Genomic DNA, 25,727 nt, shown 5'->3' on the forward strand with positions numbered 1-25,727 from the left:
TGCTGGTCGCAAAACGACGCGTAACGTCGATGTGTCACGCGGCGAGGCGATGGGCTTTGCACTGATGACCACGACACACGCTGACTCTCTTCTGTCTTCTTCATCCCGATGCCTGAGCGCCGGGCGAGCTACGGGCCGACGTGTCATCGTCACCCTGGCCAACCTGAGCGGCGCGCTCGCGATCGCCTGGCTTGCGGGGTGCAGCGAATACAAGGCGTCGACGGCGGCGGTGTCCGGTGCGACGCACGAGTCGGAAAGTACCGGCGCGTCGCTCTCCGAAGCGACACCACCGGTGGCGCCGCCGCGTGAGATCGAAGCCCGTATGCGGCCGGTGGCTGCGGCGGTCGCGATGAGCGGCACGCCACAGGTCGGCAGTGTGGTGAGAGGGACGTATCGATGGATGGCCGACTGGCCTGAAACCGATACGGTGCATCTCTGGGAAGCGGCGGCAGGACCGACACGTATCCGAGTGGTCGGACGTGCACGGGAAATGATGCCGTCGGCGGGGTTGCGCGGCGTGCGTATTCGTTACTGCGTCAAGCCAGTCATCGGCGAAGGGACTTCGCGACTCACGGGGCACAAGACGTGCTCCGCGTGGACGACGGTAGACAGCACAAGAGCGGCAGATGTCGCCGGATAACGATGGGACTGCTGGGTACCGGTGGGTCGCCCGGAGCGCGTGGTGGAGACGGCGATACGTCGGACCGTCAGGTCCAGCCAAGGTCGCACAGTAACAAACGAGGTCACCCTTTTCGTGACCAATGCGTGTGTCGACTCGACGCACCTTCCTCTTTTGGGAAGCCATGACGCGTAGACACGGCGAAGGATCGCGCGCGCCCACGGCTGACTTCTTTTAAAAGGATTCTGCAAAATGATGGTAAAGATTCTTATCGCGGACGATCACCCGATCATCGCCTCCACGCTGCGTGAAATGCTCTCGCCGGACCCGGGCTTTCATGTGCTGCCCCCCGTCACCAACTCGACGGAACTGTTCAAGGCATTGGAGACCAATTCGGTCGACGTGCTGATCACCGACTACTGCATGCCCGGCGGCACCTTTGGCGATGGCCTGGTCATGATCAACCGGGTGCGCCGCAAATACCCGGACGTGAAGATCATTGTGTTCACGTCGATCGAACAGCCCGCCATCATCCATGCGCTCGATAGTTGCGGTGTGCTCGGTGTGATGACCAAGTCCGACGACCTGCGCGAGATCACGGTGTGCGTGGAGCGTTGCCGACGCGGCATGAGCTATCGCGGCGGGCGCGCGGAGCAGATTCTCGAAGAGCAGATGCGTCGCAAGCCGACCGCGCGTCGCCCGTTGTCGCCCAAGGAAATGGAAGTGTTGCGTATGTATCTCGACGGCCTGAATGTGTCGCAGATCGCCGATGCGCTCAAGCGTTCCGCCAAGACGATCAACAACCAGAAGCGTATGGCGATGAGCAAGCTGGGATGCCGTACCGACATGGAACTGTTCAAGCTCCACGTATCGAGCCCGGTTCAGTTTTCGCGCGACGGCGAAGTTGAAGCGCCGAGCGCCGTCTGAGTTCGTCTCGATACCCGACGTTGGAGTCTATGCCCGACAGAACGATGACGCGTGACATCGCGATTGCCGGCCGCCTGCTCCGTGGCGGGGGCCTGTTGGCATTGCTTTTTGGACTGTCTGTCTGGGCTGCGGCCGTCTCATACGGATTGTTCGGCATGGTGTGGCAAGGCGCCCAGAAGACGGCAGCCTTTTTCGCCACCGTCGGGCATGAGGTTCGCGATGTCGAAATTTTCAACGAGCAGGCCAGCAGCATGGCGCAAGCCACACTGGCAAGTTCGGTTCGCCCGGGCGGCGTCACGCAATCGCTCACTGAGAGAATTCTGAAGCCGCTGCTCGCGATGCCGGAGGGCACCGCGAAGCGCGTTGTCGGCGCCGGTTGGGACGATGAATTTCAGATCGTCAAGCTGGCGGATATTGCCCCTGAACGTGCGGAGGTATTGGCGCGACTCACGCTTCGGCTGATGAATCTCGACGCCAATTTCTGGAGCGCACTCGGCGGGCAGGACGAAACCTTCATCATCTCGGCGGACGGTGCTTTTGCCGCATACCGAACGAGCACCGATATGACGTCGGTGAGTGCAGACGGTCTCGCGCAAGACGCACGGTCGATGCTCTCGGAAATCAACAAGGTCGAACGTTACGCGGCACGTGTGCATGCCGGGCAAGATGGTCCCTTCTGGACCTACAACTACCAAAATGTCATCACCCACGAGACGGTCGTTTCGAGCTTCGTGCCGATCCGTGATCTCGACGGGCATTTGATGCTCTATGTCGGCACCAGCATGGCGCCCGACCGAATCATTCCCCCGCGTCTGCGAACGCTGGAGCACACGGGCGAAGCGCTCCAGTTGGTGTCGCCAGACGGCTTCGTCGTGGCGAGCGCCGGCGCGTCACTCTCGCCGTTGGGGCCATTGCGCACGATCGTCACGTTGCCTATGTTCGGCGATGCGCAAATGGTCTTGCGGCATGACGGCGAACGCGTCGTCTTCGAGCGCCATCTCGCGTCGTCGCCGTGGTTCGTGCGCTACGCCGTTCGACCCGTGGACCTGTTGCAGCAAAGCGCCACGCTGCTGATTGGCGCAACGTTGCTGCTGTTTCTGTATGCGGCTGGAATTTACGCGGGGATGCGCTACATGCGCCAGCGAATTATCGAGCCGGCCCGCCGCCGCACGACAGCGCTTCTGGAGCGCGATGCGTTTACGCAAACCCTCATCGAGACAGCTCCCGTTGGCATGGCGATCATCGATCCGTTCGAACCCGCCATGGTGATGAGCAATCCGGCGTATGCCGGCACGGTCGATCTGCTGCGGCATCTGGGCGACGGTGAACTGGCGCGCATGTACCGGCAATTGCACAGTGGTGTGGTGGCGCGCCCGGTTCGGCGTTTGCTCAGTGCGCTTGACGACGCGGGCGAGCGCCACTATGCGGTGAGTTTCGTTGACACGGTGTTCCGCGAGCAGCCGGTGCTGATCGGCACGCTGTCCGACGTCACGGAGCAACGCCGCTTCGAACTTGAGCAACGCAAGGCGCGTCTTGCTGCCGAGAGTGCCAACCGCGCCAAAGACGTCTTCCTGACGACGGTGAGCCATGAAATGCGCACGCCGCTGTATGGCACGCTGGCGTCGATCGAATTGCTGAGTGCGCAAAATCTCGGTGACGATCATCGCTATTACGTCGACGTGATGGAAAGCTCGACACGTAACTTGCTCGATCTCATCAACGATCTGCTCGATTATTCGCGTATTCAGGTCGGTCGTTTCGAATTGAATTCCCGCGACTGTTCGCTGCTCAAGGAGCTCGAAGCGGTTGGATTGTCGTTCACGGGGCGTGCGCGATTGCAGGGCCTCACCCTCGATTGGATGATCGACCCTCAACTCTCACGGGCGGTCCACACCGACGCGCTGCGACTGGGACAAGTCGTCACGAACCTCGTCGGCAACGCCATCAAGTTCACCGAGAAAGGTCATGTTGCGTTCAGTGCGATGGTCTCGCGCGCGGACGCGCAGGGCTGCGATGTGGTCTTTACGGTGAGCGACAGCGGTGTCGGGATCGCGTCGGCTGATTTGGCCGATTTGTTCCGGCCGTTCGGCAAGAGCACCAATGAGCCCGGCATGCAGCACGGCACCGGTCTGGGACTGGCGATTTCGCATCAGTTTGTCGGCATGCTGGGCGGGGCGTTGCAGGTCGAGAGTCAGGAAGGGGCGGGCACCACGATGCGCTTCACGCTCCATCTGCCCTGGGCGCCGGACAGCACGGCGGTACTGGCACCGGCCACCGGAGAGACGTTCGCTTATGTCAGCGGGCTCGTTCGCCGGCATTGGTATCTCGATGCCCTGATTCGCCGTGCCGGCTACACGCCGGTGAGATACGACGACGCCGTTGCGTGGTCCTCCGGCAGTGGCCGCATGCAGGATGCGGGCTTGCTCATGTTCGCCGATGAGTGGCCGGTACGTGGCATGGCCGGCGCCGAGGTCTATTTGTTGCGTGCGACGCCCGTCGATCGTCTGAGCGGTAGCGCGCCCGTCTGGCCGCGCGATATCGCGTTGTTCCAGCAGGCAGAGCTTTGGGATGCGTTGGGCACGGTGACATCGCCGGGCGACGCCGAGAGCGAACTGACGGCATCAGGGGGTGGGAGTGCGCGCACGCGCGTCAAACCACTGGCCGGTTGGTACGTGCTCGTTGCCGACGATCATCCGATCAGCGGCATGTTGCTATCGCGCCAACTGGAGGGGTTGGGCGCGATGGTCGATTGCTATCACGATCCGCGTGAGGCGCTGGACGCCTTCGACGCCGAGTCGCACATGCTGGTGATCACCGACGCGAACATGCCGCATTTGTCCGGACATGCACTGGCCACCGAGATCAAGGCGCGTGCGCCGCACGTCCCCGTGGTGGTGGCAACGGCCGACGTGACCTTGCGTCACGACCGCGAAGCCGACTCGCCGTTCGATGCCGTCGTCTACAAGCCGGTCGATGCGCGTTCTTTGTTGCGCGTCATTGAACTGGTGCGAGGTCGTTATCCATCGCTTTGCGTCGAGATTGCGCCACTGCCTGCGTCGTCACGCGTGCTGGAAGGAGACGCGACGGCGCCTCCCGATACGACGTCGACGAAGGACTGGCGGTTGCCACTGCCGGAAATGCTCGACACGTTCGTCAAGATTGCAGATCAGGACATTGCCAACTGCCGCACTGCGCTGGCCGAGTTATCGCGGGACGAGTTGCGTCACTCAGCGCATCGTCTGCGCGGTGGTTTCATGGCGTTTGGCCTGAGTCCGCTGGCATCGCTGGCGGCGCAGGTGGAGCATCTGGCGCCGCAGGCATCGGCGGGACAGATGGAGGCTGCGTTCGACGCGCTCGATGCGGCATGGAATGATTGGTTACGCGCCCAAGGGCAAGCCATTGCCAGCGACGCCTGAGTAGGATTTCAGGCGTCGCATCTCGTTATTCGACTATTTAGCTATCTGGCTATTCGACGAAGTGTTCTGAAATCAACTGGCGCAGCCATTGATTTCCGGCGTCCTGATGGTAGCGACGGTGCCAGAACACATTCGTTTGCAGCGCGGGCAGGCGAAGCGGCGGCTTGACGAACCGAAGGCCGAACGGCGCGGCCGCGCGCTCGGCAAACTTCTGCGGCACGGTGACCACCAGATCATTGGCGCTCACCACATACGGCACAGCGATGAAGTGAGGGACCCAGAAATTGGCGTCTGCGCCAAAGCCCGCTTGCGCGAGGAGTTGATTCACGCGCGCATACGGGTTGTCGCCGGTGGCCACGAACAGGTGACGCGCCGCCTGAAACTCCGCCAGCCCCGCCCGGGGTGTGTCAAGCGCATGTCCAATGCGGAACATGCTCACATATCGCTGACTAAACAACCGGCGTTGGAAAAAGGGCCCGGTGAGATCGTCGAACGCACCTACCGCAAGATCGATGCGACCTGCCGCCATGGCCTCTTTCAGATCGGGCAACGTCGTGCGCACGGTGCTGATCCGAACACCCGGAGCCAGTCGCGTACACAGATCGACGAGCGCAGGCATGAAGTACACCTCCCCGACATCCGTCATCGCCAGCGTGAACTCGCGCTGACTGCTCGCAGGATCGAATGCCTCCCGGTGATTGATGGCCCGGGAGATGCCGGCCAGCGCGACCGAGACCGGCTCGGCCAACGCCTCGGCAAAGGGCGTGGGCTGCATCCCGTTGCCAGTGCGCGTGAACAGTTCGTCCTCGAACGTCTGCCGCAGGCGCGCTAATCCGTTGCTCACGGCGGGTTGGGACAATCCCAACTCCCGTGCCGCCTGCGAAATGCTCCGATGGGTAAGCACCGCATGAAAGACGACCAGCAAGTTCAAATCGACGTCGCGTAAGGAAATCATGGGGGAGTCGTATTATTCATGTTGTGAATATAGTGGATTTGTCTATTTATATCGCAAAATGTGGTCGCTTGTCGGACAATGATTCCATTCGAAATCAGGAGACGAGGCCATTCATGCGCCAAGCAGACCAAATTCAGGGGGAACTGGGCTATCTGTCCGGTTTTGCCAACGAGTTCGCGACTGAGGCGTTGCCCGGCGCGCTGCCCATCGGGCAGAACTCGCCGCAACGTGCGCCCTACGGCCTCTATGCGGAACAACTCTCGGGTACGGCGTTCACGGCACCGCGCGGTCATAACCGCCGTTCGTGGGTATACCGCATTCGTCCCGCCGCGATGCACAAGCCGTTTGTCGCTGTCGAGCAGTCGCGCTGGCTGAGCCGATTCGACGAGGTGCCTACGCCGCCGAACCAGATGCGCTGGGACCCGCTGCCGATGCCGGAGGCGCCGACCGATTTTGTCGATGGCATGGTCACAATGGCCGGCAACGGCAGCCCGGCCGCCGCACACGGTTGCGGTATTCACCTGTACGCCGCCAACAAATCGATGGAAGGGCGTTTCTTCTACAACGCCGATGGCGAACTGCTGATCGTGCCGCAGGAAGGGCGCTTGCGCATTGCCACCGAGTTTGGCGTGCTGGACGTTGAGCCCTACGAGATCGTCGTGTTGCCGCGTGGCGTGCGTTTTCGCGTCACGCTGCTTGACGGCCGTGCACGCGGCTACGTTTGCGAGAACTACGGCGCGTTGTTCCGTCTGCCGGATCTGGGACCGATCGGCTCGAACGGTCTGGCGAATCCGCGCGACTTCCTGACACCGGTTGCGGCTTATGAGGACATCGAGGGCGACTTCGAACTGGTGGCCAAATTCGCAGGGGCGTTGTGGCGCGCGGATATCGGCCATTCGCCGCTCGATGTCGTGGCATGGCATGGCAACTATGCACCGTACAAGTACGATTTGCGCCGTTTCAACACGATCGGGTCGATCAGCTATGACCACCCGGACCCGTCGATCTTTCTGGTGCTGCAATCGCAAAGCAATGCGCCCGGTGTCGACGATATCGACTTCGTGATCTTCCCGCCGCGCTGGCTGGCGATGGAGAACTCGTTCCGTCCGCCCTGGTTCCACCGCAATGTCGCCAGCGAGTTCATGGGCCTCATTCAGGGCGTGTACGACGCCAAGGCCGAGGGTTTCGTGCCGGGCGGCGCGAGCCTGCACAATTGCATGTCCGGCCACGGTCCCGATGCAGACACGTTCGAGAAGGCCTCTGCTGCCGACACGAGCAAACCGCATAAGGTCGATGCGACGATGGCTTTCATGTTCGAGACGCCGGCGGTCATTCGTCCGACGCGCTTCGCACTGGAGACCAAGCAGTTGCAGGACAACTACTACACGTGCTGGCAAGGTCTGAAGAAGCACTTCAACCCGAACCAGAAGTAAGTCAACGCCATCGCGCCACGACTTCACCCATATTTCTGATGCGGCCGGCCTCGCGCACCCGATGCGCAGGGCCGGCCGACGCGCTACCTCGAACAAGGAATTCCACATGTCCGCACTCCCGCAAAGCTGGGTCGCGTCTGCCAACACCGGCGTGACCGACTTCCCGCTGCAAAATCTGCCGTATGGCGTGTTCAGCACCGCATCGCAACCGACGCCGCGCGTTGGCGTGGCCATCGGCGATCAGGTGCTCGATCTGGCCGCCCTCGAGGCCGCTGGCGTGCTCAAGGCGGGCGATACCGATACGGCCGTCTTTGCTCAACCTTCCATCAACGCCTTCGTTTCGCTGGGCAGTGCCGCCTGGCGTGCCACGCGCGCGCGACTGACGTCGCTCCTCGTCGCGCAGGGGGACGGTGCCCTGCGCGATAACGCTACGTTGCGCGCTCAAGCGCTCGTGCCGCTTGCCGATGCCACGTTGCATCTGCCCGTGCAGGTGCCGGGTTACACCGACTTTTATTCGTCGAAAGAGCATGCGACCAATGTGGGCACAATGTTCCGTGACCCGGCCAACGCGCTGTTGCCGAACTGGTTGGAGATCCCCATCGGTTACAACGGCCGCGCCAGCTCGGTGGTCGTGAGCGGCACGCCGCTGCATCGCCCGAACGGACAGATCAAGCTGCCCGACCAGCCCCGCCCGATTTTCGATGGCTGTCGCAAGCTCGACTTCGAGTTGGAAACCGGCTTCATCGTCGGTCGCGACACGTCGCTGGGCGAGTCGCTGAGCGTGGAAGCCGCCGAGGCCGCCATCTTCGGCATGGTGGTGCTCAACGACTGGTCGGCGCGCGATCTGCAGCAATGGGAATACGTGCCGCTCGGCCCCTTCAACGCGAAGACGTTCGGTACGTCCATCTCCCCGTGGGTGGTGACAATGGAAGCCCTCGAGCCATTCCGCGTCGCCGGTCCTGTGCAAGACCCGCAACCGTTGTCGTATCTGCAGCAGCAGGGCAAGCATGCATTCGACATCGAACTGGAAGTACTGATGCAGGCCGAGGGCGACGCCCAACCGACGTCCATTTGCCGCACCAATTTCCGCCACATGTACTGGAGCATGGCCCAGCAGTTCGCGCACCACACGGTGTCGGGCTGCAATGTTCGCGTTGGCGATCTGATGGGCTCGGGCACGATCAGTGGCCCGACGCCGGATTCCTTCGGAAGCCTGTTGGAGTTGACCTGGAACGGTAAGCACCCGATCACGCTCTCCGGCGGGGCGAAGCGCACGTTCATCGAAGACGGTGACACCGTCGTGATGGCGGGCTGGTGTCAGGGCGACGGCTACCGCATCGGCTTCGGTGAGGTCTCGGGCAAGATCTTGCCTGCGAAGGCGAAGTCTGCGGGGTAAGCGCAGTCGGCACAGCGCCCGGGATCGCACCGGGCGCGCCGAGACAAGCCCTTGAAACGCGTTGTGCCGGTTCGCCGGCCGACGCGTTTGTCTTTGGTGGCTCGCTTCAGGGTTCGCATGCACCGTGACGACCCGGACATGGCATTGGCAAGCGTTGCCACCAGGGATCGGCGCGCCTCGCGCTCAGGCCCGCACTCACGCGACAGCGAGTGGGAGTGTAGGCGAGTTCGTTGCCGACCCGGCGCAACAGGGGCGGATCGCCCAGCCGGGCGCGGCGGGGCACACGCAACGAGCGCCGCGCGGATGTCGAAGCGGTATGTGTGGGGGCAACCTGTCGCATTTGATATCTCCCGAGATCGCGTGGGTACGGGAGATATTTAGCCATGCGGCGACGGCGCGCGACAGGTGAAGCCGTCCGAAAAACAGGCCCTGTTTGCGTGACGGGGCCGTGTCGCGCAGCGCCGTGCTCGGATTCAGGTGCGCTTGTCGCCGGGCGCTGCCGGTCCCTTTGCCGCAGTTTCCGCCACTGACGTCGCAACCGTCGCCGGAGCGACGGCCGGCGGCGCTCCGCTGGGCGCCAGCGGTGGACGATTCAGCCCTTCATTGATCCACGCCGTCAGCAACGTGTAGGTCACCGCAAGAATCACGGGGCCTACGAACAGGCCGACGATGCCGAACGTGAGCATCCCGCCAAGGACACCTGCGAGAATCAAGATCATCGGAAGATCTGCGCCGCGCCGGATAAGCATCGGACGCATCACGTTATCCAGCATGCCGATAAATATCGAGAGCACCAGCAGCAGGGTGGCGAGGGTCGGACTGTCCTGCCAGTAAAGCCAGGCAACGCTCGAGAGCAAGACGGGGAAGGGCCCGATCTGGGCGATGCACAGCACCAGCATCAGTGCCGTCAGGAAGCCCGACAGCGGTACCCCCGTCAGCCATAGTCCCAGACCGCCGAGCAGCGACTGGGTGACGGCCGTGACCACGATCCCGAGCGCCACCGCGCGAATCGACATGCCTGCCAGACGTACCGATTCCTCTCCACGATCGCCGCCGAGGCGTCTTGCCATGCGAATCAGTGCCCGCGCGGCGTGTTCGCCTTGCATGAAGAGAATGCCGGAAATGATGAGCGTGAGCCCGAGGTGAACCACGAGCAGACCGACAGAGCCGAGCTTCGAGAATCCCCAGGACGCCGCTTTGACGGCATAGGGTTGAACCTTGGCGACAAGACCGCCAGGACCGGCGACGGCCAGTGCCTGCCACTCGTCGCTGGCTCGCTGACCGATCACCGGGATGCGCGCGAGCCAGTCGGGGGGCATCGGCAGGCCGCGTTGTCCGATGGAGTGCACCTGGTCGCTGATGTCGGACGCGTGTCCGACCAGCGTGCCGATGGCGGCAGACAGTGGGGCAACAACGATCACCAGCATGCCGACGATCATGACCGTGGTGGCCAGCCATCGTTTGCCCCACAAACGGCGTTGCAGCCCGATGAGCAATGGCCAGGTAGAGGCGACGATCGTGACCGCCCAGATGAATGCCGGCAGAAAGGGGAGCAGGACCCATAGCGTACCGATCATCAGCGCACTGAGGACGAGGATGATCAGCAGGTTACGGGCGAGTTCGCTCGGGGTGGTGGAAAGCATGGGCGCTCCGGCTGGCAGGGGGATAGACGCATATTGTCATGCGTCCGGTCGTACATGGCGCACACGGCGTGTGCGTGGGAAACACGATGCCACGCCAACGCTGGCACGGCAAGTGTGTCACGCCGCCAGCCTACAGGGGCGTCGATTGTTGTATCTCGTCGTCCGTGCTATCGGGCGGCGGGCTGCGCCACCAGGGAAGGTCCCTCGGCCGGCATAGTGCGCTAGGGACGGTCGTCGTGCCATGGCGCCGGCCAGTGCCAGCGGTTTTAGGGGGAGAGGGTGGCCCATCGTCGATCCCGTGATCGGGGGAGACTGGCGCAGAGGCCCCATGGGCATCGGGCTGCGGAAAGGTGAACGACGCGCTCGAGGTCGTATTGTTGTTCACCTCGGTCACCTCAGGGCTGCCCGGGCTGTCGAGATGCCTTGGCGACGAATATCCCGAGGACACGCCCGAATCGGCAATCGTGACGACCGTGCTGGTACTGATCTTCTGTTGGGGGGCGCGCCGCTCGTGTGCGGTGCGGATGTCCTCGCGTTGTGCGGCCGACTGGCTTATCGAAAAAATGAGTCCGATGACGCCGTAGAGCACGTCAAGTACCGCAAAGACATGCGCTTCCTCTGCTGCCGTCGGGGTGTGCGTGCCGGCAGTCTGCAGCGTCGCGTTGCGCCCGTAGAGGTCGTCGTCGAGCAGACTATCGTCGGTACTGCCGTGAGCGTGCGCCGCATAATCGCCCATCCACGCCAGATAGTAGAAGGTGACCGTGAGCGCAAACCAGATCAGTCTGGGTGGGGTGGATTGGAGCAAGGTGGAGAGATCGCGGAAGAAGTCCCTGGCCAATGAACGCTGATCCGCCGGTGCTGGTGCGTGTCCCACGGCTTCGATCAATTCCGCAAAGTTGTGCTGGGTCAACACCTGCAGGCTGGCACTGTGCCGTGTCATGCCCAACTGGTGGATGATCGGCAGCAGCAGAAAGCCGGGAATCGGCGCGAGAGGTACCTCTAGGCTCGCGTGCAGCGTATCGCCGAAGCGGCGCGTGAGGATGCCCGGCGAGAAGTGGGAGACGACACGCTCGATGCCGTAACGGGCGCCGTTGCGTAGCACCCCGTAACAAAAGACGAAACCGAGGACCTGCGCAAACGCCGCCCGATAGGGGGTGGAGAGAATCGCGCTCAGTCCTTCCAGACCCGGTGCCGGGGTAGTGCGAGCGATCCGATTCCGGTGACGCACTTGCGTAGTATTGAAGCCGGCCATGCCAAGCAGGTTGATCAGCACGACGCCCAGCGCGGCCAAGGGGGGCCACAGCCACGCCTGTGAACGCGTGGGGTCAGTCGATTCCGCCAGTAGCGATACGAGGGCGGAGCCGACCGCGAATGGCATGGCGTCGCGCAGCGTGCCGATGTAAAACGAACGCCACGAGAAGCCGGGCCGTTGTTCGCGCAACAGCACTTCGAGCCGTTCGAACACGTCGGCCACGTCGAACCCGTGGTGGGCGAGGATTCGCGCCTGTTTATGCAGATGCGAATGCAACGTGTCGTGCCAGGGGTGTGTCGCCTGATCGGCGGGCGCCTGAGGCGTGTCGTCAGACCCTCCCGCCCCCGCTGGTCTGAGTGGCTCGAAGCGAGGCCGGCGACGTCCGGACGCGGACGATGTCCCCATGGCGCGTAGCGCCGGCATGGCGACGTCCTGCCAGAGCGAGTCGAAAATGCGCCGTGTGCGATCCGCGCCGTAGCCCATGAGCATATCGATCGAGAAGACGGGAGCGTCGACGGTCGACGTGCGTGATGACGGGGCGGCGGGCGCCGACGATCGACGTCCTGCCGATATCGGTGCCAATGCCGTCAGCTCACGCTGCACGCTCGCGGCAGCGTGCGTTTGCAACTGCGCCGAGAGCCATGGCAACGCATGAGGCGTCATGCTGGCCTGCGCCGCGGCTTGCTGCGCGCGAGCGAAGTCCTCGGCGAGTGGCGTCGCGGGTTCGTTTGCTGATGGGGTGACGCGGGTGAGGCTAGAGGCGGTCAAGCAAGAGAAGCATCCGTAGGGCATGGCGTCGATAGCGGGACTCGGCCCACAGCGAAATGCGGGGCCGCAGGCGTGAAAAGACGGAATGAAGCGGGCGATGCTACGCGCATCGACTCGCTGCGGCCACGCCTGGACAGCCGTTTGAAGTCGTTAATTCGCGATGCTGCGTAGCGTTGCCGCGTCATTTAGCGAGGCGCTGTCGCCCAGTCCGAGACCGCCCGGCACACCGCGCACCGGGAATCACGCGCGATGTGTCGCAGGACGCGCATCAGGCGTCGGGGACGACCATGACCCCGGCGCGCAAACCGTTCGCGACATTGGGATTCGGGAACACGATGCGTTCCTCCGGGTGCGACACCGTATAGGTATTTTCGCCATCGCGGGCGAGAACGGTACCCGCGGCGTAGGGCGTAAAGTTTGGCGTGTCGGCCGGCACGTCGAGCACGAAGGCGTCGGTTCGCCGCACGATTTCGGCGGCCACGCGAAAGCGTTGCGCATGCGGGACCTTGCCATCCTCGCGTTGGCCCATCTCGCCGCCGGACAGCCAGCGTCGCAGCGCGGCGTCGATGCCCGAGAAGTCTGCCAGGCGGTTCTGTCCGAACGGCGCCACCTTGCCTAGCTCCAGCGTGCAGCTTTCGGCGCCGAATCGGGCGCACGTGTAGTAAGAAAACGTGACGGAGGGCTGTTCGGTGCGCATCACTGCCTCGATTTCGGCGGCGGCCAGCGTCTCGATCCAGTCGTCGGTCGGTGGATGCTCGGGCGTGCCCGGCACGACCGCGAAGCGGGGAAATAGCGACGGGCGAATGGCGGTGTGCATGTCGACGTGCCGACGCTGTCGGCGCACACCATCGATCCCCGCAAAGAATTGCGCCACGATCACTTCGAGTTCGCGAGCGCGCTGCACGGCAGGCGATTCGGCCCGCTTGGCGTGGGCCCCCTGAAACAGGCGGTTCAGGTCGTATTCGAGGTATCGCTTGCCGGCGCGCACGGCGTCCGGGTTGCCGAGGATGACGAGGACCCGCTCGCGCAACGTCAGGCGGCCGTCGGCGATGTCGCGCAGAAGGCCGTCGACGATTTCGATCGGGGCCGTTTCGTCCCCGTGAATTCCACACGACAGAACGGCGTCGAAGCGAATGCCCCGAGAGGTTTTCGCCTCGTCGCCGGTGCCGACCGGGGTAAGTTCGAGCACGCCTTCAGCGTGTCGTTGCCAGCGCACGCCGCAGGGATCGATACCCTCGTCGTGGGCGGCATCGCGCGATTCGCGCACATCGCTTAGCCAGTGGCGCAGGGCCGAACGATTGGCGTCGGTCATGGTGATAGCTCTCCGGAAAACTCAGATTCGTATTCTATGCGTGTCGCCGGCATGACCGTCACATGACAACGCAGATGCGCGGCAACGCCCTGTTGACGGGGCTTCGCCGGAACGTTCGACGCAATCGCGTTGTTCCGTCTGCCGAATCCGTGTCATCATGATCCGCATCGCACGCCGTTCCATCGGGCGTGGCCTCCGGGATTGCCGTTCATGACCGATCTGTACATCGAAGGTGTCTGGCGCACCGCCAAAGGAGCAGAATTTCGTTCGCTCGATCCTATGTCGGGCGATGGGGTGTGGAAGGGGCATGCGGCCGACACCACGGATGTCGCCGATGCGGTTCAGGCGGCCCGTCGCGCCCAGCGGGATTGGGCGCGGCGCAGCGTCAATGAACGTCTGGCGGTGTTGCAGCGTTTTGCGGCCATCGTCAGCGCCAAAGCCGAGACGCTCGCAGACGCCATCGGTCGGGAGACCGGCAAGCCCTTGTGGGAGGCGCGTACCGAAGTGGCGACGATGGCCGCCAAGGTAGCCAACTCGGCGAAGGCCTATCTGGAGCGCACCGGCGAGCGGCGCAGTGCGGTGGCGGATGGACAGAGTGTCGTGCGCCATCGCGCGCATGGCGTCATGGCAGTCTTCGGGCCGTATAACTTCCCCGGTCATTTGCCCAACGGGCATATCGTGCCTGCATTGCTCGCGGGCAACACTGTCGTCTTCAAGCCAAGCGAACTGGCGCCTGGCGTTGCCCAGCGCACGCTCCAATGCTGGATAGAGGCAGGCCTGCCACCGGGTGTGCTCAATCTCGTGCAGGGCGGGCGCGATACGGGGGCGGCGCTCGCGGCGCACGACGATATCGACGGTTTGTGCTTCACCGGCAGCTCCGCCACGGGCCGGGCTCTCCATCAACAGTTCGCCGGGCGGCCGGGCAAGATCCTCGCGCTGGAGATGGGTGGCAACAATCCGCTGATCGTCGATGGCCCAGCCGATATCGACGCTGCCGTGCATGTCACCATCCAGTCGGCTTTCCTCTCGGCGGGACAACGATGCACCTGTGCGCGGCGTCTGCTCGTGCCGCATGGCGTGTGGGGCGATGCCTTCCTCGACCGCTTGACGTTTGTGACGCAACGCATCAGCGTAGGTCGCTACGACGCGGAGCCGCAGCCGTTCATGGGCGCGGTGGTGTCGTTGCAGGCGGCGCGTCGCCTGACGGCGGCACAAGCCGATCTCATGGCGTTGGGTGCCCGCGTCATCCTGCCGCTCGCCCAGCCCGATGGCCGGTCTGCATTGCTCACGCCGGGGTTGATCGACGTGACGTCGATTGCCGCGCGCGATGCGCTGCCCGACGATGAGTATTTCGGCCCGTTGCTGCAAGTGTTGCGCTACGACACGTTCGACGAGGCCATCGCGCTTGCCAACCGCACGCGCTATGGACTGGCGGCAGGTTTGCTCGGCGACGATCCGGCACGCTACGAGCAGTTCCTCGCGGAGATCCGCGCAGGTGTCGTGAACTGGAATCGACCGACGACAGGGGCGGCAGGCGCGGCACCGTTCGGTGGTATCGGCGAGTCCGGCAATCATCGCCCCAGCGCATGGTATGCCGCGGATTATTGCGCTTACCCGATCGCGTCGATGGAGAGCGAGCGTGTGGCGATGCCCGAACAGCTCGGCCTAGGGTTGGACTTTGCCTCGCCCTGAGCGTCGTATCGACTTCATCGGATTTTTGTTTTCTCAGGAATTGACATGACGGGTTCTGCCCTCGAAGCCAACTTCGACGGATTGGTCGGCCCCACGCACAACTATGCGGGGTTGTCGTTCGGCAACGTCGCTTCGGCAAACAACGCCAATCGCGTTTCCAACCCGCGTGAGGCAGCGCTGCAAGGGCTGGCCAAGATGAAGGCGCTGGCCGATCTCGGCTACGCGCAGGGCGTATTGCCCCCGCAGGAGCGGCCATCGGTGGCATTGTTGCGCACGCTTGGATTCGCGGGCGACGACCGCACGGTCATTCGCGAAGCGGCGCGTACCGCCCCCGCATTGCTGGGGGCTGCCTGTTCGGCAGCCAGCATGTGGACGGCCAATGCCGCCACCGTAAGCCCGTCGGCCGATACGACCGATGGTCGCGTGCATTTCACGGCGGCCAATCTATGCAGCAAGCTGCACCGCGCCATCGAGCACGACACCACATCACGCGTGCTGCGCGCGGCGTTTCCGGACGAAGCGCACTTCGCGCATCACGACGCATTACCGGGCTGGCCGTCTCTCGGGGACGAGGGGGCGGCGAACCACACGCGGTTTTGCGCGGCTTACGGCGAGCGGGGCGTCGAGTTTTTTGTCTATGGACGGGACGATCTGGCCAGCGGCACAGCCCCAAGCCGGTTTCCCGCGCGCCAGACATTACAGGCGAGTCAGGCGATTGCCCGTCTTCACGGACTGGCCGACGAGGACGTGGTGTTCGCTCAGCAGCATCCCGACGCCATCGATGCGGGGGTCTTCCATAACGATGTGATTGCGGTGGGCAATGGCAATGTGTTGTTCTGCCATGCGCTGGCGTTCGTCGATCAGGCCGCGGTGCTGGCAACGCTGCGCGAGCGACTGGCCGCCAGAGGCGCCCGCCTGGAGGTGATCGAGGTGTCCGAAGCGGACGTCTCGATCGAGGACACTGTCGGCAGCTATCTCTTCAACAGCCAGTTGCTGGAACGGACCCCGGAGGCGGGCGGTGGCATGCGGCTGGTGGTCCCGCAAGAATGTCGTGAACGCCCGGCGGTATGGCGTTATCTCGAATCGCTGGTCGCCGGCAGCGGCCCGATTCGTGAGCTACAGGTGTTCGATTTGCGCGAGAGCATGCGCAACGGCGGCGGTCCGGCATGTCTGCGGCTGCGGGTGGTGTTGACCGAGGCCGAACGCAAGGCGGCGCACGCGGGGTTGTGGATCGACGATACCCGCTACGCGGCACTGACCGACTGGGTGACGCGTCACTATCGTGACCGGCTGTCGGTGAGCGATCTGGCCGATCCGGCATTGCTCGACGAATGCCGCACGGCCCTCGACGAGCTGACGCAGTTGCTGGGGCTGGGCAACAACCTTTACCCGTTCCAGCGCGACGCTTGAGTGCAATACACCGATGGCGGCATTGCGCTCTGACGAATTCCCATCCGTAACGAAAGGAGTCGACTCGATGACGACAATCATTGGTTTGTCCGGCAGCCTGCGCAAGGGCTCATACAACACGGCGCTGCTGGCTGCGGCAAAGGCGGTGGCGCCTGCGGGCGTGACACTTGACGTTCGCACGTTGCACGGCATTCCGCTTTACGACGGCGATGTGGAAGCCAGCGAGGGGATTCCGGATGCGGTCAGCGCGTTGAAAGATGCCATCGCGAAGGCCGATGGTTTGTTGCTGGCAACGCCGGAGTACAACAACGGCATACCCGGGGTGTTCAAGAATGCACTCGATTGGCTATCGCGACCTCCCGCCGATAGCGCACGCGTGTTCCAGAACAAGCCGGTGGCCATCATGGGCGCGTCGCCCGGCGGCTTCGGCACGATTCTCAGTCAGAACGCGTGGTTGCCGGTACTGCGCACGCTACAGACCGCCCCGTGGTGGCAGGGCCGCCTGATGGTGTCGCATGCAAACAAGGTCATCGATGTCGATGGCAACCTTCAGGACGATGCCGTGCGTCAGCAACTGGCAGCGTTTGTCGCCGGATTTGTCGCGTTCCTTAAGGAGAAGGAAACGGGTTTGCGGTGAAATGTGTTTTAAAACAAATGGTTATGTTGGTTTGTTGATGTCATGTGTTCAGTCTTGACGTCGACTGAACCTTCCCCAATCGAGAGTGACGAACCGATAAGCGACGCGATTCACGAATTATCTGGCGATGCACTATGCTGGATGGAACGTGTCGGCCGACACGTCGATCGCGTCCTTTCGTCAACCCGGGGGTGTCGCCATGCAAATCGAGTTTCCGGATCACCGTCCCGTGTTCAATTACGAAGATCTGACGATCGAATTTGCCGTTGTCGTCAATGGCCGGCCGTTTGATTGTGCGGTGTCGGCCGAAGCGCTGGAGGATCACTTCGGCGCGCACTCGGCCCGCGCAGACGATCTGCTGCATGCCTTCGAACACGGACGCAGCGATATTCATGCGCTCACGCGTCAATATCTGACGATGGGGCTCGCTGGCCCCGTGCTGCTGCGCAGCGGACACTTCCGCTGGGTGCGCGAGGCGAAGCGCCAGGAGGCGCGGCGTTGATCGCACATTCCAATGAGAGGAATGTTTTCGCGCAGGGGAATTGACTGACGTCAAAGCATGGATTGTTTAGGCATACGACTCAATTGGCGAGCCGTAGGGATCGGCGTACACTGGTGTTGCCGCTAAGGAAGTTACAGCAGCGGCACCCTCGCCGATAACGATAAGGAGTCGCCATGGGCTCGGAATTCCGCGTTGTCATCGCCTCGATTGCGGCCTTCATGACGTTGGCCGGGGCGTTTGCCACCATCCACGGTTTGCTTTACGACAAGACCCACGTCATGCACGGCGGTGTGGTCACGGTGTTGTTCGGCATTCTCTTCATTGTCGTGATGCTCACCCCGTGGCCGCGAGACGAAGAGAGCGAGACCAAGTCAAAGTCCTGAGGTCCTGCTAATCCCTGGGTCCCTCGATCCCCGGCTAACCGTTTGACGCGGCGCGTCCTACACTGAGAAGTGAGGGACGCCGCCGAAGCCATCCGAACCTCGCGCGGCCCGGCTGACTAGCCGCCGGTCGTGTCGACTTCCTGACCTGAGCCGCTTCGCAACGCGCGTGACCTCGTTGTGAGGTGACGTATGTGTTCCGATACCCGCGTCTTCATTGCCTCCATCGCCGCGTTCGTGATGCTGGGAGGCATTTTCGCCACGATCCACGGTCTGCTGTTCAACTTGCCGGAAGTGTCGCGCTATGGCGTGGCCGCCGTGCTGCTGGGCGCGACGTGCACGGCCACGATGCTCATTCCGTGGGGCGCGCACGAGAAGTCGTGACACGTCGAGAGGCGTGTCGAGCGTTGAGCGGATGCGTGTGTGAGACGGTCGCCGCAGTGCGCCGTTCAGGCAAGGCGTGCCCGCAGGCACATGAAGGCGGGGAGTTGCGACAACTCGTCGTATAGCCGCCGGTCGACGGATTTCATCTCGGGTAACGGCAGCGGTTCGACCATGCGCTCGATCTGCCAGCCTGCGTCGGCAGCGGCATTCAGAATGCCCGCCAGCGGGCGCCGGTACGATTCCACATACGGCTTCGGCTCCCCGAAGCCGCTCCAGTACATCCCGAAGCGCGTGGTGTCGAAGTACGTGCGGTTGCGCCGGGTGCGCTCGTCGAGCCAGTCGCGCATGGGGTGCCCCATGGACCAGACCAGCGTTGCACCGGGTTTGGCCACGCGCGCGAATTCGCGGAAGGTCGGCCCGAGATTTTCCACGTAATCGAGGGCGAGGGCGCTGACGATGGCGTCGAAACGATCGTCGTCCAGCGTGACGAAGGCTTCGCCGAGGTCCTGCACGTCGAACGTCGCCGCCAGTCCTTCGCAGCGCTTGCGGGCCAGCGCGATCATTTCCGGCGTGACATCGATGCCATGCACCGTCGCGCCTTGCTCGGCGAGCCAGGCGCTGTTGATGCCCGGGCCACAGCCCGCGTCGAGCACTTGTTGTCCGGAGGTATCGCCCAGCAGTGCGCGCGTGGCGGGACGCTCGTACAAGGCGTTATGCGGCTTGGTGACGGCAATCTCGGCGTAACGTTCGGCGAAACTCGCGTAGGCGGTGCGTCCTATCGACGCTGGATCGGATGACGACATGCGCGACTCCAGGATGACGCCCTGCGCAGTGCCGGTCGATGCGAATGCGTGACGGTGTCGGCGCCGCAGGGCGAAAGCAAATTGCGGGGGGAGCGATTGTAACGCCAAAGCGGCGAGTATCCGCCATGCTCTGCCGATCTGCGCGATCTGTGCCATGTGGAGCCTGATGAAAATCGCCTCTCCCCGGGTGTCGAGGTGACACCTATGTGGGACAATGACGGCCTTCGCCGCCGCGCCTCTCCCTGAAGCGGGCGTTGTGCGACAGCCGTTATTGCACGACCACATTCCCAAGCATGTCCGAATCCAGCCTGTCTGCCTCGCCGTCTGCGTTTGACGCTTCGACCCCCGAGGTCGCCGAGACCATCGATGTCGCCGTGATAGGCGCCGGTCCCGCCGGTCTGATGGCGGCCGAAGTGTTATCGGCGGCGGGTTGGCGTGTCCACGTCTACGACGCGATGCCGTCGGTCGGGCGCAAGTTTCTGATGGCAGGCAAGGGCGGCATGAATCTGACGCACAGCGAGCCCGTCGCGCCCTTCGTGTCGCGATACGGCAAGCGTGCGGACAGCGTTGCTCAGTGGCTGCGCCGATTCAGCGCGGACGACGTGCGATCGTGGGCGCATCGCTTGGGCATCGACACGTTTGTCGGGACATCGGGACGCGTTTTTCCCGTCGACATGAAAGCGGCGCCGCTATTGCGCGCCTGGCTCACGCGGCTACGCGCGGGGGGTGTCAGGTTGCATGTGCGTCATCGCTGGCTGGGCTGGGAGGCACAGGCCGCAGCGGGCCCGCACGACCTGCGATTCACCACGCCCGGTGGCGAGCGCCGGGTGCAGGCGAAGGCGGTGGTGCTGGCCTTGGGGGGCGCGAGTTGGCCGCAATTGGGATCGGACGCCGCCTGGGTCCCCTGGTTGCAGGATCACGGCGTCAGCGTTGCGCCGCTCTTGCCGGCTAACGCGGGTTTCGAGACGGACTGGACGCTGCACTTGCGCGAACGGTTCGCGGGGCACCCGGTGAAGTCGGTCACGATGTCGCTGCCGGATGGCACGACGCGGCAAGGCGAGTTCGTGATCTCGACGCATGGTATCGAGGGCAGTCTGGTGTACGCGCTGTGTGCGCCGATTCGCGATGCGATCCGTGCTAACGGCAGCGCGCAGGTCTATCTGGATCTGTTGCCGGACTGGCGTGCGGAGCGTGTGGCCGAGGAGGTGTCGCGTGCGCGCGGATCGCGCTCGATGGCAAGCCATCTGCAAAGCCGTCTGGGCATTGCCGGCGTGAAGGCGGCGCTGCTGCGCGAGTGCCTGCCGCGTGAGACGTTCAACGATCCTGCGGCCCTTGCCGCCGGCATCAAGCGACTGCCGTTGACGCTGTTGCGCACCCGGCCGATTGCCGAGGTCATCAGCAGTGCCGGAGGCGTTGCGCTCGAGGCACTGGACGCGAAGCTGATGGTGAAGGCGCTGCCTGGGGTGTTCTGTGCAGGGGAAATGCTCGACTGGGAAGCGCCGACCGGCGGGTATTTGTTGAGCGCATGCTTTGCGAGCGCCTGTGTGGCCGGCGACGGTGCGGCCGCTTATCTTCAGACGCTCCGCTAAGCGAGTTCCCGGCGGCTGTGCCGCCACCGGGTGTCGCTTCGTTTGTGCGCAGAGGCGGGGGCTTTAAGCCGGCCGAACGCCCAGACGCCACAGCGACGTCACTTCGAGGCGTCGTGCCGCATGCAGGGGGTCGTTGGCGTCACCCGCCTTTGGATGGTGCGGACGCACGTCGTGACGCGCGAGCACCACAAGGCCCGCACCGTGAATCCACGACAGCAACGTCTCGCGCGTGCGCAGCCCAAGATGTTCCGCCAGATCCGACAGCACCAGCCAACCTTCGCCGCCCGGGCTCAGGTGTGCCGCCAAACCGTTCAGAAAGCCCTTGAGCATCTGGCTTTCCGGGTCGTAGACGGCGTGTTCGATAGGCGCATTCGCCTTGGCAGGCAGCCACGGCGGATTGCAGACGACCAGCGGCGCCTTGCCCTCGGGGAACAGGTCGGCGTCGATGACCTTCACCGAACGCTCGTAGCCCAGTTGCGCGATATTCTCGCGAGCACACGCCAGCGCACGAGGGTCGCGATCCGTCGCGATAACCTGCTGCACACCTCGACGCGCCAGCAACGCCGCAATCACGCCCGTGCCCGTACCTACGTCGAACGCCAGCGATGTCGATGGCAGCGGTGCCTGATCGATCAACTGCAAGTACTCGCCGCGAATCGGTGAGAACACGCCGTACCACGGATGAATCGACGCGCCCAGTGCCGGAATCGTCACGCCCTTCTTGCGCCACTCGTGTGCACCGATCAATCCCAGAATCTCTCGCAACGACGCCACCGACGATACCTCGTCCGGTGCGCCCCACGCCTGCGTGCAAGCCTCTCGCACATCCGGCGCACGACGCAACGGGATGCCGTAGTCGGCATCCAGCGGAATCAACACCATGCCCAGAATGCGCGCACGCTGAGCCTGCGCCATACGATGCTTGTGGAACGCTTCCGCTGCACTTACGCTGACCGGAGCATCCTTCGCCGACGGCTTTCGACGCGGACGGTGCGGCGGCCGATCGACCCGGCGCGCCATCGCCTGCATCAATTGGCGCGCATTCTGATAATCGCCGCGATACAACATTGCCGTGCCGCCGCATGCCAAATGGTACGCATCGTCGGCGGTGAGGGTGTCGTCAACGACTTCGACGCGGCGCGGCGCGGCGACGGCCGCTTCTGAACGCCAACGGGCGGTGACGGGGCGACCGTCTTCGGTCCATTCGAGCGTCGGGGTAGTGTTCATGCAATGTCTTCTTTATCACGTGGCGGCGCAGCGGAGCCCTGTTTGCGCCGGAAGCCCGCATTATGCCTGCGTTGTCCCCTGCGACTCCGAAATGGCCCGCTTTCAGTCGGTTTGAGACGGCTCGGCGCCGGTCGTGGGCGGGCCGAACAGTACCTCGATTGCCGCTCTCAATGCGCCATCCAGCGCGGGGTCGACGCCCGGGATCGGCGCCTGCGGCATCGTCGGGACCGGACCGCCATGCCTGAGCGCCGCTGCCATGTGCGTCAGTATCGCCGCCCCCGGATGCACCGGCGCTTCGTGATCGTCCCCATGTGGAACTGTGTCGGTGATGGCATTCGCAACCCGCTCCAATCCCACCAACGCCGGCCACCAACGCGCCGCTCGTCGACTCACCAACGGCGGCTCCGATAAGGCGCGTTGCAACGCGATACGCGTGTCTTCCAGCGCTTTGTACGCCGCACGTCTCGCCGCGAACGCCGCATCGGTGTCGTGTGTGTCGGCGAGTGCTGCGTAACGGCCGAGTGCGTCGAGCGCATTGGCAACACGCTCGTCAAGCTGACGTCGTTCCCACTTCGCCCATGGCAAATACCCAACGAGCAGCACGATGGCACACGCGGCCACGGCGTCGATGAAACGCGCTATCGCAATGTCCTGACTCCCCGGCTGCAATGCGCCCATCACCAGCATCAGGATCGGTAACAGCAACGCGCTGAATAATCCATAGTTGCGGCGCAGAGCCCACGGCAAACACGCGGCAAGCGGGATCAAAACCGCCAGGCTCACCAGACCGTTGCGGTCGATGGCAACGACCGCCGCCGAGACCGCCACGCCGACAATGCTGCCCACGCCACTCTGTAGCGCGCGCGCAAATACGGAGCCATAGTTCGGCTTGAAAATCACCACGACGATCAGCGGCACCCAATACGAACGCGGCAATGCGGTGATCGCAATGAAGATCTGCGCGACGAGCACGCACAGGCCGATACGCACCAGATATCGCCACACGTCCGGCCACGGCCACTTGGGCATCCAGCGCGGATGCGCCGTGGCGCGCGCCTGATGCCTCGCCAAAGCCACTAGCGGTGCTTCTGCAGCATGCACGGTCCCCGTCAGCAACGGTTCGGCACGATGCAACGCCGACGCCAAGGTGGGGGCCTGATTGCCTTTTGCTGCGGCGACGGCGGCCTCGACGTCGACAGGGCGGTCCCGCGCAATGCTGCGGGCGATGGCGTACAAGGCCCGGCCGAGCGGCGCGGGCATGGGCTGGTCGCCCTGTGCAAGGCCGATGACAGCGGATGTGATGGGCTCGGCCGCCAGAATCTGCGCAGCCCGGCGCTCAAGGACATCCCAGCCGCTGGCCGTACTCGCCCGCGCGGTCAGCAGGGTGTCGTAGGCCGCGGCAATCGCGTTCTCGAGCGACCGGCGCGCGAGTCTGACCCGTGGTGTGCCACTCGCGTCGAGCACGTTGGCCAGTTGCTGGTAGATGGCTGCGACGGCGTCGCGCTCGGCCGCGCCGGGATGGCGCAGCCAATGCACCGCCATGAGCAGCACGCTGAAGACGCCACCCGCCGCGAGGATCAGCGGTGCACGCCATTCGGGCGGGGGGAGGGCCAGGCCCCAGCCGACGATGAGGTAGACCGCGCCCTGCAAGGTCGCCGCAGAGGCCACGTTACCGAACGTTCCGATGAAGCTGAACAGCAGAATGGCCAGTTGTAACAACACATGCGCGAGCCACGGACTGGAGACACCGATGTCGTGGATGAGCATGCCGGCAAAAAAGCCGACGACGCCGGTGGCAACGGTCAGCAGGATGGAGCGCGCCCGTGCGCGATAGGGACCGGTTCGGTCGCCGGTAATGACGGGCAGGGCGCCGAGAGCGAAGAGCGACGCGTCGGCGCCATGGCCGATGGCGACGCCGATGGCCGTGGGAATCGCCACGGAGAGGGTGGCATGGACGGCGTCCCAGCGCGAGAACGCCACGGGCTCGAGGCGCGCGAGCCGCGACATCCACGCGACGCGGCGGCCGGGTTCTGGCGTCATGGGCATGAGGGAGGAATGCCGGGGGTCGTCAGGATCGTCAGGGCGCGCGCGGTGGCGTGTCCATGTCCATCAACGGCATGAGCTTGCCCTGCCCGCGAATCCAGGCGTGATCGGCGCGCGCGGCCATTTCTTTGTCGCCACGGCTGTCGCCATACGCGAAAAGCACGCGCGGCGGCGAGGGTGACCACCATGCTTCAAGGCGTCGCACCTTTTCGGGCCCCCAACAATTCGGCTGCGCAAATTGTCCGGTGAACCGCCCCAGTCCGTCGAACGCGAGTTCGGTGCTCAGCACGGCCTCGAACCCGACGGAGGCAGCCCACGGGCGGAGGTACAGGCCCGGCGAAGCACTGACCAACACGATACGGTGTCCCATAGATCGGTGCTGCCGCACACGGGCAAGCATCTCGGGGCGAAGCAGACGTTGCAGCGGTCCTGCGACGAATCGTCGGGCGTCGTCTTCGAGTTGTGCCTGTGTCCGGCCGCCAAGCGACGCTCGCAGGAATGCCGCCTTGGCAGTGCCCCGGTCGACGAGCTTCAGCGCAGCGCCGATCAGCCACGGCGAGGCAAGCACGGCGCCGGTCACGAAGCGCGCGGTGCCGACCGTTTCGCGCACGAACACGCGCAGGCTGTCGGTAGTAGAAATTGTCCCGTCGAAATCGAAGGCGGCGATGATGGACGCGTCTCGCATGCGACGTCAGCCCTGGTTCGACGCGGGCGCTGCCGATAGCGTCGTGTCGCGCGAGTCGGCGACGGCGACGAGGTGCGGCCAGCGCTGGCTCGCCTGCTGGCTGGCAACGAAAGCTTGCTCGTCGCGATAGAACGGCAACACGTCTGAGCCGATGGCTTCGCGCAAACGGTCGATGTCCGAGGGATACCGATGCTCGATCATCGCGTCGGCCGCTTCCGGCGCGGGCACGAGGTTCGCCACGGCAATGGGGGACGAAGGTTCGTTCAGGCTCATGCGGGGCATTCTATACGTTGCGTTGCATTGACCGCAATTGCGCCGCTGACCGGCCGGCCGATGTACCTGTCGCCCGACACCTGGAGGCTAACGTCCGCTTGATTACTTGCCCTCAGGCAAGCTAGCATGGCGCAACGTGCTATTTCGAGACACACGGGCTGAGCTGTCCCGCCGGACCCTGGCGATCTTGGGATTGCCTGACAACGACGTGGTGAGACGTCGGGTCGATCGGGCGAGGCTCGTGTAGAGATGGCGATAATGCAGCACAAGAACAGATGAGGCATCGCACATGCAGCTTCAAGCGTCTTGGTCGCGTTACACGAAGGTCTCTGCCATCTGCCTGCTAGTGTTGGCAGCGATGGACCCCGGTGGTGCCAGGCT

21 protein-coding genes are annotated in these 25,727 nt (G+C 64.0%); 12 read left to right on the forward strand and 9 right to left on the reverse strand.

Annotated elements, in window-relative coordinates:
- The first annotated feature begins 64 nt into the window (after positions 1 to 64).
- The 3 genes from PI93_RS14510 to PI93_RS14520 all read left to right on the forward strand — a co-directional run bounded on the left by PI93_RS14510 (position 65) and on the right by PI93_RS14520 (position 4,962).
- Positions 65 to 640: a hypothetical protein gene (locus tag PI93_RS14510; protein WP_144400167.1), complete on the forward strand. Its 576-nt coding sequence runs from the start codon at positions 65 to 67 to the stop codon at positions 638 to 640.
- Positions 641 to 871: 231 nt separating this feature from the next.
- The gene (locus PI93_RS14515) at positions 872 to 1,546 is read left to right on the forward strand and encodes a response regulator transcription factor (RefSeq protein WP_039365914.1); all 675 of its coding nucleotides are present in this window, start codon (positions 872 to 874) and stop codon (positions 1,544 to 1,546) included.
- 44 nt (positions 1,547 to 1,590) lie between these two features.
- On the forward strand, positions 1,591 to 4,962 hold the full coding sequence (locus tag PI93_RS14520) for a hybrid sensor histidine kinase/response regulator (protein ID WP_039365912.1): 3,372 nt from the start codon (positions 1,591 to 1,593) through the stop codon (positions 4,960 to 4,962).
- Between the two features lie 49 nt (positions 4,963 to 5,011).
- Here PI93_RS14520 and PI93_RS14525 read toward each other — a convergent pair whose 3' ends face one another.
- Entirely contained in the window at positions 5,012 to 5,917 is a 906-nt protein-coding gene (locus PI93_RS14525) for a LysR family transcriptional regulator (protein ID WP_039365910.1), read from the reverse strand.
- A gap of 113 nt (positions 5,918 to 6,030) precedes the next feature.
- Here PI93_RS14525 and hmgA point away from each other — a divergent pair, with 113 nt between their 5' ends.
- Both hmgA and fahA read left to right on the forward strand, forming a co-directional pair.
- Positions 6,031 to 7,350, forward strand: coding sequence for a homogentisate 1,2-dioxygenase (gene hmgA / locus PI93_RS14530; RefSeq protein WP_039365908.1), 1,320 nt, complete (start codon positions 6,031 to 6,033; stop codon positions 7,348 to 7,350).
- 106 nt (positions 7,351 to 7,456) lie between these two features.
- Positions 7,457 to 8,746, forward strand: a complete 1,290-nt coding sequence (gene fahA, locus PI93_RS14535; protein WP_039365906.1) for a fumarylacetoacetase — start codon at positions 7,457 to 7,459, stop codon at positions 8,744 to 8,746.
- A 473-nt stretch (positions 8,747 to 9,219) separates the two neighbouring features.
- On the opposite strand, the gene ydiK is transcribed toward fahA, so the two are convergent.
- The 3 genes from ydiK to astE all read right to left on the reverse strand — a co-directional run bounded on the left by ydiK (position 9,220) and on the right by astE (position 13,721).
- Positions 9,220 to 10,389 (reverse strand): AI-2E family transporter YdiK, encoded by a 1,170-nt coding sequence (ydiK, locus tag PI93_RS14540; RefSeq protein ID WP_039365904.1) that lies wholly within the window; start codon positions 10,387 to 10,389, stop codon positions 9,220 to 9,222.
- Between the two features lie 130 nt (positions 10,390 to 10,519).
- Positions 10,520 to 12,409 (reverse strand): hypothetical protein, encoded by a 1,890-nt coding sequence (locus PI93_RS14545; protein ID WP_144400166.1) that lies wholly within the window; start codon positions 12,407 to 12,409, stop codon positions 10,520 to 10,522.
- A 268-nt stretch (positions 12,410 to 12,677) separates the two neighbouring features.
- Entirely contained in the window at positions 12,678 to 13,721 is a 1,044-nt protein-coding gene (astE, locus tag PI93_RS14550; protein ID WP_052240384.1) for a succinylglutamate desuccinylase, read from the reverse strand.
- A 210-nt stretch (positions 13,722 to 13,931) separates the two neighbouring features.
- Between astE and astD the strand changes: the two genes are divergently transcribed.
- The 6 genes from astD to PI93_RS14580 all read left to right on the forward strand — a co-directional run bounded on the left by astD (position 13,932) and on the right by PI93_RS14580 (position 18,726).
- On the forward strand, positions 13,932 to 15,413 hold the full coding sequence (gene astD, locus PI93_RS14555; protein ID WP_039366180.1) for a succinylglutamate-semialdehyde dehydrogenase: 1,482 nt from the start codon (positions 13,932 to 13,934) through the stop codon (positions 15,411 to 15,413).
- A gap of 45 nt (positions 15,414 to 15,458) precedes the next feature.
- Positions 15,459 to 16,823: an N-succinylarginine dihydrolase gene (gene astB, locus PI93_RS14560; protein WP_039365900.1), complete on the forward strand. Its 1,365-nt coding sequence runs from the start codon at positions 15,459 to 15,461 to the stop codon at positions 16,821 to 16,823.
- Positions 16,824 to 16,890: 67 nt separating this feature from the next.
- Positions 16,891 to 17,460, forward strand: a complete 570-nt coding sequence (locus tag PI93_RS14565; RefSeq protein ID WP_039365898.1) for an NADPH-dependent FMN reductase — start codon at positions 16,891 to 16,893, stop codon at positions 17,458 to 17,460.
- A gap of 199 nt (positions 17,461 to 17,659) precedes the next feature.
- Positions 17,660 to 17,962: a DUF1488 family protein gene (locus tag PI93_RS14570; RefSeq protein WP_052240410.1), complete on the forward strand. Its 303-nt coding sequence runs from the start codon at positions 17,660 to 17,662 to the stop codon at positions 17,960 to 17,962.
- A gap of 173 nt (positions 17,963 to 18,135) precedes the next feature.
- Positions 18,136 to 18,345, forward strand: a complete 210-nt coding sequence (locus PI93_RS14575; RefSeq protein ID WP_039365896.1) for a DUF2964 family protein — start codon at positions 18,136 to 18,138, stop codon at positions 18,343 to 18,345.
- A gap of 189 nt (positions 18,346 to 18,534) precedes the next feature.
- Positions 18,535 to 18,726, forward strand: a complete 192-nt coding sequence (locus tag PI93_RS14580; protein WP_039365894.1) for a DUF2964 family protein — start codon at positions 18,535 to 18,537, stop codon at positions 18,724 to 18,726.
- A 65-nt stretch (positions 18,727 to 18,791) separates the two neighbouring features.
- Here the strand turns inward: PI93_RS14580 and PI93_RS14585 are convergent, their stop codons facing one another.
- Positions 18,792 to 19,529: a class I SAM-dependent methyltransferase gene (locus PI93_RS14585; RefSeq protein WP_039366177.1), complete on the reverse strand. Its 738-nt coding sequence runs from the start codon at positions 19,527 to 19,529 to the stop codon at positions 18,792 to 18,794.
- A gap of 401 nt (positions 19,530 to 19,930) precedes the next feature.
- Here PI93_RS14585 and PI93_RS14590 point away from each other — a divergent pair, with 401 nt between their 5' ends.
- Positions 19,931 to 21,118, forward strand: a complete 1,188-nt coding sequence (locus PI93_RS14590) for a TIGR03862 family flavoprotein (RefSeq protein ID WP_052240409.1) — start codon at positions 19,931 to 19,933, stop codon at positions 21,116 to 21,118.
- A gap of 63 nt (positions 21,119 to 21,181) precedes the next feature.
- On the opposite strand, the gene PI93_RS14595 is transcribed toward PI93_RS14590, so the two are convergent.
- From PI93_RS14595 to PI93_RS14610, 4 genes are all read right to left on the reverse strand, one after another.
- Positions 21,182 to 22,345 carry a methyltransferase gene (locus PI93_RS14595; RefSeq protein WP_039365892.1) on the reverse strand — a complete coding sequence of 388 codons (1,164 nt, stop codon included), beginning with the start codon at positions 22,343 to 22,345 and terminating at the stop codon, positions 21,182 to 21,184.
- Positions 22,346 to 22,447: 102 nt separating this feature from the next.
- Entirely contained in the window at positions 22,448 to 24,391 is a 1,944-nt protein-coding gene (locus PI93_RS14600) for an FUSC family protein (protein WP_052240383.1), read from the reverse strand.
- Positions 24,392 to 24,422: 31 nt separating this feature from the next.
- Positions 24,423 to 25,073, reverse strand: a complete 651-nt coding sequence (locus tag PI93_RS14605; RefSeq protein ID WP_039365890.1) for an HAD-IB family hydrolase — start codon at positions 25,071 to 25,073, stop codon at positions 24,423 to 24,425.
- A gap of 6 nt (positions 25,074 to 25,079) precedes the next feature.
- Positions 25,080 to 25,346 (reverse strand): hypothetical protein, encoded by a 267-nt coding sequence (locus PI93_RS14610; protein ID WP_144400165.1) that lies wholly within the window; start codon positions 25,344 to 25,346, stop codon positions 25,080 to 25,082.
- Positions 25,347 to 25,727 lie beyond the last annotated feature (381 nt).

The organism is Pandoraea fibrosis, assembly GCF_000807775.2.
Classification (GTDB): Bacteria; Pseudomonadota; Gammaproteobacteria; order Burkholderiales; family Burkholderiaceae; genus Pandoraea; species Pandoraea fibrosis.